Origin of the sequence: Methylorubrum rhodinum (assembly GCF_014199935.1) — a bacterium.
Taxonomy (GTDB): domain Bacteria; phylum Pseudomonadota; class Alphaproteobacteria; order Rhizobiales; family Beijerinckiaceae; genus Methylobacterium; species Methylobacterium rhodinum.
In genome coordinates this window covers 333,948-349,432 of sequence record NZ_JACHOP010000002.1, presented here as the reverse complement: position 1 = coordinate 349,432, position 15,485 = coordinate 333,948, and the positions used below count along the sequence as shown (strand labels likewise).

At 72.2% G+C, this 15,485-nt stretch carries 8 protein-coding genes; 7 read left to right on the top strand and 1 reads right to left on the bottom strand.

Annotated features, from left to right (window positions below; all coding sequences use genetic code 11):
* Positions 1-36: 36 nt before the first annotated feature.
* Positions 37-2,436 (bottom strand): type II secretion system secretin GspD, encoded by a 2,400-nt coding sequence (gene gspD / locus HNR00_RS03870; protein ID WP_183565173.1) that lies wholly within the window; start codon positions 2,434-2,436, stop codon positions 37-39.
* A 548-nt stretch (positions 2,437-2,984) separates the two neighbouring features.
* Here gspD and HNR00_RS03865 point away from each other — a divergent pair.
* The 7 genes from HNR00_RS03865 (at position 2,985) to HNR00_RS25415 (ending at position 15,451) form a co-directional block, all read left to right on the top strand.
* Positions 2,985-3,656, top strand: a complete 672-nt coding sequence (locus tag HNR00_RS03865) for an SCO family protein (RefSeq protein ID WP_183565170.1) — start codon at positions 2,985-2,987, stop codon at positions 3,654-3,656.
* Positions 3,657-3,695: 39 nt separating this feature from the next.
* Positions 3,696-6,422 carry an RICIN domain-containing protein gene (locus HNR00_RS03860; RefSeq protein ID WP_183565167.1) on the top strand — a complete coding sequence of 909 codons (2,727 nt, stop codon included), beginning with the start codon at positions 3,696-3,698 and terminating at the stop codon, positions 6,420-6,422.
* 202 nt (positions 6,423-6,624) lie between these two features.
* Positions 6,625-7,113: a prepilin-type N-terminal cleavage/methylation domain-containing protein gene (locus HNR00_RS03855; protein WP_183565164.1), complete on the top strand. Its 489-nt coding sequence runs from the start codon at positions 6,625-6,627 to the stop codon at positions 7,111-7,113.
* Positions 7,110-7,499 carry a PulJ/GspJ family protein gene (locus HNR00_RS03850; protein WP_183565161.1) on the top strand — a complete coding sequence of 130 codons (390 nt, stop codon included), beginning with the start codon at positions 7,110-7,112 and terminating at the stop codon, positions 7,497-7,499. The genes HNR00_RS03855 and HNR00_RS03850 overlap by 4 nt, the downstream gene beginning before the upstream one ends.
* The gene (locus HNR00_RS03845; protein ID WP_183565157.1) at positions 7,492-8,106 is read left to right on the top strand and encodes a prepilin-type N-terminal cleavage/methylation domain-containing protein; all 615 of its coding nucleotides are present in this window, start codon (positions 7,492-7,494) and stop codon (positions 8,104-8,106) included. The genes HNR00_RS03850 and HNR00_RS03845 overlap by 8 nt, the downstream gene beginning before the upstream one ends.
* Positions 8,103-9,047 (top strand): type II secretion system protein GspK, encoded by a 945-nt coding sequence (locus HNR00_RS03840; RefSeq protein ID WP_183565154.1) that lies wholly within the window; start codon positions 8,103-8,105, stop codon positions 9,045-9,047. Before HNR00_RS03845 ends, HNR00_RS03840 begins: the two co-directional genes overlap by 4 nt.
* Before the next feature lie 245 nt (positions 9,048-9,292).
* The gene (locus HNR00_RS25415) at positions 9,293-15,451 is read left to right on the top strand and encodes an Ig-like domain repeat protein (protein ID WP_312885993.1); all 6,159 of its coding nucleotides are present in this window, start codon (positions 9,293-9,295) and stop codon (positions 15,449-15,451) included.
* The last annotated feature ends 34 nt before the right edge of the window (positions 15,452-15,485 follow it).

Below are 15,485 nucleotides of genomic sequence, written 5' to 3'. Positions count from 1 at the left end.
CGCCCCGCGCGCATCCAAGCGCGTTCCCTCCCCGCGTCACTCCATCATCCGCCGCAGCACCCCCTCCTGCCCCGGCAGCGACACCGCCATCGGCGGAGGGGCGGGGACGGGGCGGACCGGCATCATCGCCTTGAACTGCTGACGGAAATCCTCGGCGATGCGGTCGGCTTCCGCCGTGCCGCGGATCACCCTCGGGCGGATGAAGACGATCAGTTCGGTGCGCACCCGCTCGTCGATCCGGTTGCGGAACGCCTGGCCGATCACGGGCAGCTCGCCCAGCACCGGCACCGCCTCGTTCGAGATCTGCGCCTTCTCCTGCACCATGCCGCCGATGGCGAGGCTGTGGCCGTCGTTGACCGCGACGCTGGTGGCGACGCGGCGCTGGCGGATCGTCGGCGAGTTGATGTTCGAGGTCGTGGTCTTCACCACGTCGCTGACCTCCTGGTTGATGTCGAGCACCACGAGGCCGTTCTTGTTGACCCGCGGCGTCACCGAGAGGATGACGCCGGTGTCCTTCATCTCGATCTGGTTGAGGATCGGCGCGTTGGTCGAGAGCGCGCTCTGCCCGGTCTGCTGCACGATCGGCACCTGATCGCCGACCTGCAATTTGGCGGTGCGGTTGTCGAGCACGGTGATGTTGGGCGACGAGATGACGTTGACCCGCGTCACGCCCTGGAGCGCGTTGAGCACGACGTTGAAGTCAGAGGCGTTGAGCAGGTAGTTGAAGCCCGGCACGCCGCCGACCGCCGCCTTGACCAGCGAGGCGGTGCCCCCGCCGCGCCCGGACGATCCGACCACGTCGCCCTGGACGTTGTTGAACTGCCCGCCGCCGTTCTTGAGGAACCACTGCACGCCGAAGCGCAGCGAGTCGTTGAGGGTCACCTCGGCGATCACGGTTTCCAGGAGAACCTGGGTCGGCATCGCGTCGAGGCGGCCGAGGATGCGCAGGATCTTGTCGTACTGGTTGCGGGTGGCCGAGATCACGAGGCTGTTATTGGCCTCGTCCGCGACGATGCCGATGGCGTCGCGGCGCGCGCCCATGCCGCCGCCATAGCCGCCATAGCCGCTGTCCATGCCGTAGCCGGAGGCCGAGGCGCCGCCGTAGAGGGTGCCGGGCGCGCCCGAGAGGCCGCCCGCACCGGCACCGAAGCCGCCGCCGAGAGTGCCGCCGAGAGTGCCGCCGGACCCGCCCGAGGTGCCCCCGCCTAAGCCGCCGCCCGACCCGGCGCCCTGCGCCCCCGACGCGCCGCCGAAGGACGAACCGAAGCCGCCCGAGTTCTGGCTCGGCAGGCTGCCCGAGCCGCCATGCGAGGGATCGCTGCCGAAACCGCCCCCGCTACCGAGCCCGGACGGGTCGGAGCCCATCGTGCCGCCGTATCCGCCACTCAAACCACCGCCCAGGCCACCGCTCAAGCCGCCTCCCATACCGCCGCCCATGCCGCCGCCGACGGACATCCCGGTCTCGGCGGCGACGACGCCCTGGAGCACCATCGCGAGTTCCTTGGCGGAGCGGTTCTGGATCCGGTAGACGAAGAGCTGGCGCTCGCGCTCGGCCGCGAAGGTCTCCAGTTGCTCCAGCCAGCCCCGCGCCCGGTCGAGATAGGCGGCGCGCGAGCTGACCACGAGGATGGCGCCGAGCGCTTCGTTCGGCACGAAGCGGATCATGTCGCCGGTGCCCGCCGCCTCGCCGCCGAAGATCTGGGCGAGGTCGCGGGCGATCGAGCGGGGGTTGGCACTGCGCACCGGCAGCATCGCCGTCGACATGCCGCGCATCCAGTCGACGTCGAACACCTCGATGGTCTGGCGCAGCGCCCGGATCTGGCCGGCATCGCCCGACAGGATCAGGAGGTTGCGGGTCCGGTCGGCGCGCAGCACCACCTCGCGGGGGGCGATCGCGCCGAGCACCGCCTGCATCTCGGCGGCCGAGATCCAGCGCAGCGGTACGGTGACGGCGCCCGATTCGGCCGACGGCCCCCGCACCGGCTGCACGCCGGGACCGCCGGACGGCACGATCTGCGCGGTGCGCCCGCGCCGCCGCAGGACGAGGCCGCGGCTGCCGAGCGCGGTCTCGAACATCGACAGCAGCGTGTCGCGGGTGACCGGGCCGCCGGTCTGGAGGGTGATCGTGCCCGCGGCGCGCTCGTCGAGGCTGTAGCCCCAGCCCAGCGTGTCGGCGAGCACCGCCTTGGCGGCCTCGGAGAGCGGCACCTCGACGAGGTTGAGGTTGACCATGCCGCCGGGCAGCGACGCCCCCGCCGGGGCCTCGCCGCCGACGTGTCGGTCCGTGCCGCGCACGACGATGCCGCCGGAGGGCCGGCCGGCCGGCGCGGCGCCCGCGACGGCCGGGTTGAGCCCCGAGACCGGTTCGGCGGCGAGCGCCGCGCCGGCCACGGCGCCGCCGAGCGCCGCTCCAACGACAAATGCCCCCCACCTCATGCAGCCGACGAGCCTTTGCGCCCCGATCCGTTCGTCCGGGGACGTTAGGGATTTATGGTTAATGAGATGTTGAAGACGGTCGCAAACGAAAGAACGACTGGATCAGGCGAGATAGTCGAGCCGTGCACCGATTTCGCGACCTGAACGTATTCGAGGGTGACTGATCTTTCCCGCCCGTTCTTCGACTCAGAACGCCTGCCCTGCTCCGGCCAAGTGGCGCACGGGCCGCGAGCATAGACCGATCGAGCGCAAGATCACGTGGCCGCCGCGCCGGTCTCGCGGGTCATGTCCCGAGCCATGGCCGCCGGGTCGAAGCTCGGCGGCGGGACCCTCGCCGCCCGGCCCACCGGATCGATGCCAAGCACGGGCACGGGAACGGGCCGCCCCCCCGCATCCCGTCGTCCCACCCGATCGGGGGTAGGAAGACAAGACTTCGTTGAGGTTATCGCGTCCAAAACCATCTTGTGCAAACCCGCCACACCATTTGTCAATGTCTCCCGCCGATGGTCGCAGCAGATCAGCCCGACAACTCGGTTGCACCCTGCGCGATGCCTTCGATTTTCAGACAAACCGTTGCGGCAAGCTTCGGTCTTCTTGCCCTGGCGACGACGGGACTCGGCGCCGCCGAGACGGGCGGCGCCGAAGCGTCGAGCGGTTCGAGCGACCTCGCCGTCCTGCTGCAGCCCACGGCGGCGTCCCGGCCGCGCCGGGACCAGCACGGCGAGCGGCCGACGCCCGAGAGCCTGCGCGACCGGCTCGTGGTCGTCTCCTTCGTAAGTGTCGGCTGCACGATCGTCTGCGCCGTGCGGACCCTCGACCTCGACAAGCTCGCCCGCGCCCTGCCCGAGCCCCTGCGCGGGCGGGTGAGCTTCCTCGCCCTCGACACCGACCCGACCGGCGACGACGCCCGCGACGAAGCCGGGCGCCTGCGCCGCTTCGCCGAGGGGCTCGTCGGTCCGACGACGCCCCTGCGCTTCCTCGATGCCGACGCCGCCGCGACGGCGGCGATCGCCGACCGGCTGCGATACCCGGCGCGCGCCCTGCCCGAGCCGCCCCAGACCATCCTCGTGTTCGACCGGCGCGGGCAGATCGCGATGACCTACGGCAGCGACCCGCTCGATGCCCCCCGGCTGCGGCGCGACCTCGCGATCCTCGACACCTTCGAGGACGGGGTCGGGCGCCCCCCGCGCGGCACGTCCGAGCCCGCCCCGACCCACTGATCCCGACCGATTTCACCGACCGACGACGGAGTTGACGACATGACGCGACGCAACGTGGCGGACAGCCGGGCCCGCGCCCGCCGAACCGCCCTGCTCTCGGCCACGATGCTGGCCACCGGCTTCCTGAATCCCGCCCAGGCGGCCAAGTTCGGCATCGTCGTCGATGCCGTCCAGGACCCGCTGCTGGCCAACCTCGCGATCCCGGACTCGGCGCCGACCATGGGCATGTGGTCGGGCGTGCGCGACTGGCCGATGAACGCGATCCACATGGGCCTGCTGCCCTCCGGCAAGGTCGTCTCGTTCGGCACCGCCGCCGGCAATCCGGGCGTGCAGGACGGCCGCACCTTCGACATCTGGAACCCCTATGCCGGACTGGCGGCGGGCAGCCACGTCAACCTGCCGGGCATCACCCGCATCAACAGCTTCTGCGCGGCGCAGGCCTTCCAGGCCGACGGCTCGCTGCTCGTCTCGGGCGGCATCTTCGACAACGGCAACGACAAGGGCAGCGTCGTCCTCAACACGGCGGCCAACGGCGTCTCCGCCATCGGGGCGCAGCTCGCCAACGACCGCTACTACTCGACCATGCTGACCCTGCCGAACGGCCAGCAGGTGATCGTCGGCGGCTCCTATCCGTATCTCGGCGGGTGGGCCGATCCGCAGGGCAGCATCAACAACGGCTGGATGACCGGCACGACGCCGGAGGTCTACGACGGCGGGAGCTGGCGCAGCCTGTTCGGCGCCAACAGCCGCGACGCCTTCGGCCCCGACTTCAACCGCTTCTGGTACCCGCGCGCCTGGATCGCCCCCAACGGCCGGGTCTTCGGCATCTCGTCGGAGAAGATGTGGACCCTCGATCCGGCGGGCAACGGCTCGGTCACGACGCTGCCGTTCAAGGAGCCGCAGCGGAACGCCGGAAATGCGGCGGACGCGCCGAATGTCGGCCCCGCCTCGACGGCCGTGATGTACGAGCCCGGCAAGATCCTCCAGGTCGGCGGCAATTCCTATTCCAACGGCGAGGGCTTCCTGTCGAGCAGCCGGGCGACGGTGGTCGACATCAACGGGGGCACGCCCGCGGTGAACGACACCGCCGCGATGAATTTCGGGCGCGCCTGGGCCAACGCGACCGTCCTGCCCAACGGCCAGGTCGCCGTCACGGGCGGCAGCAAGTGGAACGACCGCGGCGGCGGCGACGTGGTGCTGGCCAGCGAGATCTGGAACCCGGGCAACGGCCGCTGGTCGCTCGGCGCGTCGGGCGCGGTCTATCGCGGCTACCACTCCTCCGCGATCCTGCTTCAGAACGGCGCCCTGCTGCTGGCGGGCGGCGGCGCGCCCGGCCCGGTCAACAACCAGAACGCGGAGATCTTCTACCCGCCCTACCTGTTCGCCACGGTGAACGGGAGGGCCGCGCTCGCCCCCCGGCCGCAGATCGTCAGCCTGAACACCACCCGGCTGCAATACGGCCAGGCGATGCAGTTCGAGTTCGCCTCGCAGAACGGCGTCGCGCAGGTGGTGCTGATCGGGCTGAGCCAGACCACGCACAGCTTCAACTTCACCCAGCGCCGCATTCCCCTCGGCTTCACCCAGACCGACCAGACGGTCACGCTCCAGCCGCCGGCCTCCGGCGCCGTCGCGCCTCCCGGCTACTACCAGCTCGTCGCACTCGACCGGAACGGCGTGCCCTCGCCGGGCGTGATCGTGGCCATGGGCAACGTCGCCGCTCCCCCGCAGACGGCCACGCCGATCGTCGGCACCCCGGCCGGCACGGGCACCGGCGGCACCGGAACCGGCGGCGGCACCGCGGGCGGCGGAACCGGCACGGGCGGGACAGGGACAGGCGGGACGGGGACCGGCGGAACCGACACCGCGGGCGGAACGGGCGGAACGGACGGCGTCACCCTGAAGGCGGCGCATTCGGGCCTGTGCCTCGCGGTGCCCGCCGGCAACAACGCCGACGGCGCCCTCGTCACCCAGCAGCCCTGCACCGGCGGCGCCGAGCAGACCTGGCGGGTCCGCGCCACCGCGGGCGGCAACGCCTATGTCAACGCGGCGAGCGGCAAGTGCATGGACATCAGCCTGGAGCGAGCGGTCGCCAACGGTTCGCGGATCTGGCAGTGGGCCTGCCACGGCGGCACGAATCAGGCCTGGACGAGCCGGGCCCAGAACGGCGGCAACGCGCTGGTCACCGCCGCCGCGGCCAATCTGTGTCTCGACGTCTACGGCGTCTCGACCCAGGCCGGTGCGGCGACGGTGGTCTGGGGCTGCTGGGGCGGCGGCAACCAGACCTTCTCGATCACCGCGACCTCGAGCGGCACTTCGAGCGGAGGCACGGCGGGCAACACCGGCGGCATGCCGTTGAGGGCGGCCCATTCCGGCCTGTGCCTCTCGGTGCCCACCGGCAACAACAACGACGGCGCCCTCGTCACCCAGCAGCCCTGCACCGGCCGCTCGGAGCAGATGTGGCGGGTCCGGGCGGTGGCGGGCGGCTCGGCACTGGTCAACGCGGCGAGCGGCAAGTGCCTCGACATCAGCCTGGAGCGGGCGGTCGCCAACAACTCGCGGATCTGGCAGTGGGGTTGCCACGGCGGTACGAACCAGGCCTGGACGACCCGGGCGCAGAACGGCGGCAACGCCTTCGTCACCGCCGCCGCGGCCAATCTCTGCCTCGACATCGCCGGAGCCTCGACCCAGACCGGGGCCGCCGCGATCATGTGGGCCTGCCACGGCGGCGGCAACCAGACCTTCGCCACGACCCAGCTGACCCAGTGATCGGACGCCCCACCTCCCGAGGACGCCGCGCGCGATCCTCGGAAGGTGAGGTCGATCTCCGGCCGGCTGCGCCAACGCCCCGACCTCGCGGTCGGGGCGTTGGCGCAGGGTCGATCAAAAAAATCTTCCGAAAGGATTCCGGGGCATCATGGCGGGCGCGGCGCATCGGCCGCGGGGCGCGCCGGGAGGGGCGGGGCCGGCCATGACCGAGAGTGCTGCGCCCGACAGGCATCGCGGCCCCCCTGCGATCGCCGGCCGAGCCGACGGCTTCAGCCTGATCGAGCTGCTCGTGGTGCTGGCGATCCTGAGCCTCGCCGTCACCGCCGGCTCGCACACGCTGCTCGGGGCGACCCAGGACCGGCGGGCCGCGCAGGCCGCCGACGCGCTGGCCGCCGAGATCGGCCGGCTGCGGGCGGAGGCTCTGCGCTCCGGCACGCGCGGGCGCCTCGTCTACGACCCCGAGGCCGCCCGCTTCCTGAGTTCGCGCCCCGGCGCGGCGGCGATCGCCACCGCGGGCCTGCGAGTCTCGCTGGAGACGCCGCCCTCGGATCGTCCGGTCCCGGGCGAGATCCGGCTCCTGCCCGACGGCGGCAGCACGGGGGGCCGCATCGTCCTGGCGGGCCGGAATTCGGGCGTGGTCCTCACGCTCGCCCCGCTGACCGGCCGGGTCGTGCGGGAGGAGATCCGGTGAGGGCGCGCGACGCCGAGTCCGGCTTCACGATCGCCGAGGTGCTCGTCGCCTTCGCGGTGGCGAGCCTCGGCGCGCTGCTCGCCCTGGAGATCGCCGGATCGACGACGAGCGGGGTGCGGCGGCTCGAAGCCGCGCGGGCCTCCCTCGACGAGGCGGAGGGCGTCGCGCTGCGCCGCATCGCCGCCGGGCCGCTCGGGCCCGGCCTGACGCAGGGCCGCTTCTCCGACGGCACGGCCTGGACCCTGCGGGTGACCGATGCCCGTGCGGCGCTCGGCAACCCCCGGCTCCCGCCCCTGTGGCAGATCCAGGTCGAGCAGGGCGCCGGCGAGCGGGGCGGCGGCGAGCCGCTCTACACGACGCTGGTCGCCGGAGGCCGCGATGGCTGAGGGGCGCGAGGCGGGCTTCACCCTCGTCGAGATGATCGTCTGCCTCGCGCTCGCCTCGCTGATCGGCCTGCTCATGCTCGGCACGATGCGGGCCGCCGGCACCGCCTCGGCCACCGCCGCCCTCGCGGCCGGGGCGGAGGACGTGCAGACCGTGCGCGACCATCTGCGCCGCACCCTCGGCAGCCTCGCGCGGCGGCGCATCGACGGGTCCGGCCCGAGCCTGCTCGGCCGGCCGGACGGCCTGCACGCCGCCCTCGGCGCCGACCGGACCCTGGAGCGCGGCCTCGAATTCGCCGTAAGCCTCGCGAGCGTCCCGCGCGCCGAGGGCATCTTCGATCTCGTCGAGACCCGCAGCCCGCTCGAACCGGAGCCGGGCGGCGCGCCCTGGCGGCAATCGGAGGTCCTGCTCGACGGCGTCGCGGGTGTCGGGCTGCGCTACTTCGGCCAGACGACCGACGGCGCGCCGCCCGCGTGGCAGACCGTCTGGCTGCGGGCCGACCGCCTGCCGGTCCTCGTCGAGATCCAGGTGCTGTTCGCGCCCGCCGACCGTCGGCGCTGGCCGCCCCTCCTCGTCGCCCTCGGCGACCGGCCGCGGGACGGCCGATGATGTTTTTGGGCCTCTGCCGTCCTCCTCGCGAGGGAGAGGGCACCGACTCGGGCCAGTCCGGCTTCGTGCTGCTCTCGGTGCTGGCCGTGCTCGTCGTCGTCAGCGCCATCCTGGCCGCGGCCCTGCTGCAGGTCCGGAGCGAGACGGCGACGATCCAGGCACGGGGCGACGGCGTGCGCCTCCAGGGGCTCGCCGACGGGATCGGCCAGTTCGTCGCCTACGACCTGCGCGTGGCGCGGACCCACCGGGTCGCCGGCCTCGGCCTGCCGGAGGACGGCGCCGCCGTCGCCTGCCCCCTCGGGCGCGGGCGCACGGCCTTCGTCGCGCTGCAGGACCAGGGGCGGCTGATCGACCTGAACACCACGCCGCGCCCGGCCCTGGAGGAGGCCTTCCGCCTGCTCGGCCTGCCCGATCCGACGGTGCTGGCGCTCGCCGCCGAGATCGTCGATGCCCGCGACCCCGACGACGTGCCCGAGCCGAACGGCGGGGCCGAGCGCGCCCAGTACCGGGCGCGCGGTCTCGCCTCCGGCCCGCGCAACGGCCCGTTCGTGCGGGTGGACGAGATCGGCCGTCTCCCCTCGATGACGCCGGACGTCGCCGCGATCCTGACGCCGGTGCTCACCGTCTACAACGAGGGCGGCCGCTTCGACCTCGCCGCCCTGATCGCGCGGGTCCGGCCCTCGTCCGTCCGCTCGCTGCCGGCGGGCGGGCGGCCGGTCCCCTCGCCGCGCCAGTATTTCCGGATGTCGGTCGTGGTCGAGCGCAACGGTGCCCGCGCCGGCCGCGCCGCCGTCTACGCGCTGGGCGGCACGCGCGCGGGCACCGACTTCCTGGTCTGGCAGCACGGCGCGGCGGCCCAGGGCCCGGCCGCCCCCCATCCCGCCTGCCGGAAGATCGCGGCGGTGCTGAACGCGGGCGCGGGCTCCCCCGACGGTGGATGATGCGCGTCCGACCGCACCGGCACCGGCACCGAGGCAAAGCCACGTCGTGCAATCGAGGGTATAGTCTCGAAAACCTTCGTGCGATGCCGTGACGGCGATCTCCGGCGCGGCAGCGACGGCGCGAGAGCTTTGCAGGCGGCGAAATTCATTGATTTGACACGCGCCGCAACACCGAAAGGGTATTCGCTTCCGCGGCCGTGATTTACGTTTGCTCGCGATGCGAGGGAACGATATTTTACACGCGCGTGATCGCGCAGACATGGCGCGACGTCGATTCGAGGTTCGTCATGGCCGACACGGTCCAGCCCACGCTTTACGGCCTCAGCTTTCCTCGAACCATCGATCTGTCGTCGGGCGCGAAGACGATCACCTTCGCGGCCTCGGCGGACGACGACCTGAGCGGCGTCAGCTACGCCGTCATCACCTTCGATAAAGGCTTCGGCTCGGCGGGATCGAGCTTCTACCTGTTCGGCTCGAACGACAGCTGGGCGGACGGGTCGAGCGCGATCCAGGCCACGATCCCGGTCGGCGCCCCGAACGGCACCTACACGGTCACCTCCGTCGACCTGCGCGACGCGGCCGGCAACCAGCGCTACTACACCACCGCCGACCTGAATGCGCGCGGCATCGGCACGACGATCACCGTCTCGGGCGCCGACAACACCGGCCCGACGCTGACCGCGCTCAGCTTCGATCCCACCGTCGACCTCTCGGGAGGCGACGCCACCTTCCGCTACGCCGCGAGCGCCAGCGACCGCAGCGGCATCGCCAGCCTCTCCTTCGAGATCCGCGACGCGGAGGGCCGCTATCAGGGCAACTACTACCTGTTCGGCGGCACCGATTCCTGGGCCGACGGGACGAGCAGCGGCTCGGACACGATCCGGGTCAGCACGCCGCCGGGCACCTACCACGTCGCGAGCGTGCGGGTCACCGACACCGCGGGCAACCAGACGACCTACACCGAGGCCGAACTCGCCGGGATGGCCGGAATCCAGAAGACCTTCACGATCTCGGGCGCGGACACGTCCGGGCCGACCCTGACGGGGCTCGACTTCGACCGCAACGTCGATCTCTCGGGGGGCGACGCCACCTTCCACTTCTCGGCCGCCGCCAGCGACCGCAGCGGCGTCGCCAGCGTGGTCCTGCGGGTCCAGAGCCAGACGGGCCAGTATCTCGGCAACTACTACCTGTTCGGCGGCAGCGATTCCTGGGACGACGGGCGCAGCGCGGGCACCGACACGATCCGGGCCGCCACGCCGCCCGGCACCTACGTCGTCGCCCAGGTGGACGTCACGGACAAGGCCGGCAACACCCGCACCTACCTGCAGGGCGACCTGCAGGCGCTGGGCCTGCCCAACACCTTCACGGTCGGCGCCTCCGACCTCGAGGGGCCGACGCTGACGGGCTTTACCCATCCGGACGGCGTCAGCCTCGCGGGCGGCGCGAAGGACATCACCTTCGGGGTCAGCGCGACCGACCGGAGCGGCATCGCGTCCGCCGTGGTGCGCTTCGACAAGGACCTGCTCGGCGGGGGCGGGCGCAACGTCTACATCTTCGGCTCGACCGCCGACCCGTGGAGCGACGGCGCCAGCAGCGACACCGAGACCGTGCCGGTCACGACCCAGCCCGGCACCTACACCGTGCTCAGCCTGGAACTGACCGACAAGGCGGGCAACACCCGCAGCTACACCACCGCCGAGCTGAAGGCGCTCGGCTACTCCACCACCGTGGTCGTCGGGGCCACGGACACGACCGCCCCGCAACTGACCGGGCTCGCCTTCCCGGCCAATGTCGACGTCTCGGGAAGCGCCAAGAACGTCACCTTCGGCGCCTCGGCCACCGACAACGCCACCGGCATCGCCAGCGTCGTCCTGCATTTCGACAAGGATTTCTTCGGGGGGACCGGCCGCGGCACGATCGCGATTCCCGGATCGAGCAACGATTCCTGGGCCGACGGCTCCTCGGCGCTGACCACCCTGTTCCCGACCTCGACGCGCTCGGGCGTCTACACCCTCACCGACGTGGTGGTGACGGACGGGGCGGGCAATGTCCGCACCTATGCGGCGGCCGACTTGCCGGGGCTCGGCATCACCCAAACGAAACTCACCGTGAACGGCGACCGGACGGCGCCCGAACTCACCGCGCTGACCTTCCCCGGCACCGTCGACGTCTCGACGGGCGCGCGGATCCAGCCCTTCGCCGCGCAGGCCCGCGACAACGCCACCGGCATCGCCAGCGTCGCGGTCACCTTCGACAAGAACCTCTACGGCGGCACCGGCCCCAGCACCGTCCTCCTGAACGGCGCGGGCGACAGCTGGGCCGACGGCGCCAGTTCGCTCGGCGTCACGATCCCCAAGGAGGCGAAGTCCGGCCTCTACACCGTCGCCCGCGTGAGCGTGACCGACGGGGCCGGCAACGTCCGCACCTACGCGACCACCGATCTCAAGGCGCTCGGCATCGGCACCAGCCTGACCATCACCGGCGGGGCCGCGACCCCCGACACCACGCCGCCGGACCTGAAGAACCTCGCCTTCCCGGCCACCGTCGACGTGTCGGCCGGGCCGAAGGCCGCTTTGTTCGGGGTCGCCGCCACCGACGACGCCAGCGGCATCCGCTCGGTCACGATCACCTTCGACAAGAACCTCGTCACCGGCGGGGCCGGCCCCTACCGGATCGTCCTCGACGGCACCGGCGACAGCTGGGCGGACAACGCGAGCCGGATCAACCTCACCATCCCGCAGAACGCCCGCAACGGCACCTACCTGATCACCGGCTTCGAGGTGACCGACGGGGCGGGCAACCGGCACGCCTACACCCCGGCCGAGCTGAAGGCGCTGGGCTTCGGCACGGACCTGACCATCACCGGCGCGTCCTCGGACCGGACCGCGCCGGAACTCGACCTGATCGGCTTCCCCACGACCGTCGACCTCTCGGGCGGCGCGAAGTCGGTGAGCTTCCTCGCCGCGGCGAGCGATGTCGGCACCGGCATCGGCAGCGTGCGCATCCGCTTCGACAAGGACCTGTCCGGCGGCACCGGGACGGGGCTGATCGAGATCGCGGGGCTCGGGCCCGATTCCTGGGCCGACGGATCGAGCCGGCTCGTCCAGGTCATCCCGACGACGGCGCGCAACGGCACCTACACCGTCACCGGCGTCGACGTGATCGACAAGGTCGGCAACGTCCGCAGCTACACGACGGCGCAGTTGAAGGCGCTCGGCCTCGTCACCGGCCTGACCGTCACCGGCGCGCCGCCGCTCCCGGCCAAGGACACGGTCGGGCCGCAGGTCGGCTCGCTCGACTTCACCGGCGTGATCGACCTCACCAAGGGCCGCGGCGGCTTCGTCCTCGACGCGTCGGCGAGCGACCAGACCGGCCTGCGCGGCGGCGTCGTGACCTTCGACCACGGCCTCCAGCTCTCGACCGGCACGACGACGAGCCTGTCCTTCGGTGCCGACGGCAGGTTCGGCGCGACGGTCGTCGCCGGGACCGGCTCGCCGATCTACCAGATCGCCCGGCTCGACCTGACCGACACGCTCGGCCTTGTCCGCAGCTACACGGGCGCGCAGCTCGCCGCCTTCGGCCTGCAGACGAGCGTCTTCGTCCTCACCGCCACGTTCAACGTCTCGGCCTCCGCCGTGATCGGCGGGACGCTCGGCAACGACACCCTGATCGGCAGCGCCGTCAACAACGTGATCTACGGCCTTCAGGGCAACGACCGGATCGTCTGCGGCGGCGGGTTCGACTGGCTCTACGGCGGGCTCGGCAACGACCGCTACGAGATCTCGCATTCCTCGACCCGCATCTACGAGGCCCGGGGCGAGGGAACCGACGGCGTCTTCACCAGCGTCAGCTACACGCTGCAACTCGGCCAGGAGATCGAGGTCCTCTCGGCGCTCTCCCTCACCGCGACCACCGCCCTCACCCTGATCGGCAACGAGTTCGCCAACACCATCACGGGCAATGCGGGCGCCAACGCGTTTCGCGGCGGCCTCGGCCGCGACCGGATCGACGGCCGGGGCGGGATCGACACCGCCGACTACAGCGACAAGACGGCGGCCGTTTCGGTGGCGCTGAACGGGTCGATCGCCGTCTCGGTCCTCGTCGGCGGGGTGGTGGAGGACACGCTCCTCAACGTCGAGAACGTCACCGGCGGCGCCGGCAACGACCTGCTCACGGGCGACGGCTACGGCAACGTGCTGCGCGGCCTTGCCGGCAACGACGTGCTGTGCGGTCGCGTCGGCCGCGACCGCCTCGACGGCGGTGCCGGGATCGACGTCGCCGATTACGGCGAGAAGACCGCGGGCATCGCGGTGACCCTCAACGGCGCGACCGCCGTGACGGTCTCGGTCGGCGGCCGGGCGGAGGACACGCTGCTCAACGTCGAGAACCTGATCGGCGGCGCCGGCAACGACGTGCTCACGGGCGATGCGCTCGCCAACGGCTTCCGCGGCGGCCTCGGCCGCGACCGGATCGACGGCCGGGGCGGGATCGACGTCGCCGACTACAGCGACAAGACGGCGGGCGTCTCCGTGACCCTCAACGGGGCGAGCGCGGTCTCCGTTCTCGTCGGCGGCGTGGCGGAAGACCTGTTGCTCAACGTCGAGAACGTCACGGGCGGCGCCGGCAACGACGTGCTGCGGGGCGACGGCCTCGCCAACGTGCTGCGCGGCAATGCGGGCAACGACCTGCTGTGCGGCGGCCTCGGCCGCGACCGGCTCGACGGCGGCGCCGGCGCCGACACCGCCGATTACGGCGACAGGACCGCCGGGGTCTCGCTCGCCCTCAACGGGACCCGGTCGATCTCGGTGTTCGTCGGCGGCGTGGCCGAGGACACGCTCCTCGACATCGAGAACGTGTTCGGCGGCGCCGGCAACGACGCGCTCACCGGCGATGCGCTCGCCAACGTCTTCCGCGGCGGCCTCGGCCGCGACCGCCTCGACGGCGGCGGCGGCGCCGACACCGCCGATTACAGCGACAAGACGGCGAGCGTCTCCGTGACCCTCAACGGCACGACCGCCGTCTCGGTCGTCGTCGGCGGTGTGGCCGAGGACACGCTCCGCAACGTCGAGAACGTGACCGGCGGCGCCGGGAACGACACCCTGCTCGGCGACGGCCTCGGCAACGTCCTGATCGGGGCCGGGGGCAGCGACATCCTCCAGGGCGGGCTCGGCCGCGACCGCCTCGACGGCGGCGCGGGCCTCGACCTCGCCTATTACGACGACAAGTCGGCGGGCATCGCCGTGACCCTCAAGGGCGGGATTGCCGCCTCGGTCCTCGTCGGCGGCATCGCGGAGGACACGCTCCTCAACGTCGAGGGCGTGATCGGCGGCTCCGGCGCCGACATCCTCACGGGCGACGCCTTCGACAACCTGTTCCTCGGCAATCTCGGCGCGGACCGAATCAACGGCGGGGCGGGCTTCGACACCGTCTATTACAGCGAGCGCAATGCCGCGATCTCGGTCGTGCTGAAGGGTGCCAGCGCCGCCTCGGTCCTCGTCGGCGGCGTGGCCGAGGATACGCTCCTCAACGTCGAGAACGTGGTCGGCGGCGCGGGCGCCGACAGCCTCACCGGCGACGGCCTCGCCAACGCGTTCCTGGGAGGGCTCGGCCGGGACCGGATCGACGGCGGGGCGGGACTCGACACGGCCGATTACGGCGACAAGACCGCGGCGGTCTCGGTGACGCTCGCCGGGGCCAAGGCGGCGACGGTGTTCGTCGGCGGGGTGGCGGAGGACACGATCCTCAACGTCGAGAACGTGGTCGGCGGCGGCGGCGCCGACGTGCTGAAGGGCGACGGCCTCGCCAACGTCCTGTCCGGCGGCGCGGGCGCCGACACGCTGCAGGGCATGGCCGGGAACGACACCTACTGGGTGGACACGGCCCGCGACGCGGTGCTGGAGGCCGTCGGCGGCGGCCGGGACACGGTCTACGCCACCGTGAGCTACGCCCTGGCGCGGGGCCAGGAGATCGAGGTTCTGACGCTCGACGCGGGCGGCACCGGCGCCTTCGCGCTGACCGGCAACGAGTTCGCCAACACGCTGACCGGCAATGCCGGCGCCAACCGCCTCGCGGGCGGCGCCGGCGCCGACACCTTCGTGTTCGATGCGCCGCTCGGCGGGGGCAACCTCGACCGCCTCACCGACTTCTCCGCGGCCGACGACACGATCGCCCTCGACCGTTCGGTGTTCGCATCGCTCCCCGTGGGAGCGCTCGCGGCCGGCGCCTTCAAGGATCTCGGGGTCGCCGGTGCGGTGCGGGATGCGGACGACCGGATCCTCTACGACCGCACCACCGGCCTCCTGACCTACGACGCGGACGGGAGCGGCGTGGGGGCGGCGGTGGCCTTCGCGGTCGTCGAGACCAAGGCGGTGCTGACGGCGGCGGACTTCCTCGTCCTCGCCTGACCGGGCCCTCGCTCTCACGGAGGGACGGGCGCCC